We start from the raw sequence: 256 nt of genomic DNA on the forward strand, positions 1-256 counted from the left end.
TCGACGCGCTGGACCGGACGCTCTCCGCCATCTCCCCCGACCACGCCGAACGCGCCCGCGTCACGGCCCGACTCCAGGCCCTCCTGACGAAGTGGAACGGGGGCGACGGCCCCGCCGACAGCGCCGACGACGACGAGTTGGACAACGCGTCGGCCGCCGACCTCTTCGACATCATCAACAAGGAATTCGGCAGGTCCTGACGTGACGACCGCAACCCAGCACCCGACGACAGCAACGGCCGGCCCGACAACCACCG

Annotated in this window: 1 protein-coding gene; it reads left to right on the top strand. The window is 69.9% G+C overall.

Translation table 11 applies throughout. The annotated features are described in order from the left end of the window. Nucleotides 1-200, top strand: a 200-nt coding sequence (locus UK12_RS42815) for a hypothetical protein (RefSeq protein WP_045307406.1), incomplete at its 5' end; no start/stop codon positions are given. Nucleotides 201-256 lie beyond the last annotated feature (56 nt).

Source organism: Saccharothrix sp. ST-888, from assembly GCF_000955975.1.
In the GTDB taxonomy this organism is placed as follows: Bacteria; Actinomycetota; Actinomycetes; order Streptomycetales; family Streptomycetaceae; genus Kitasatospora.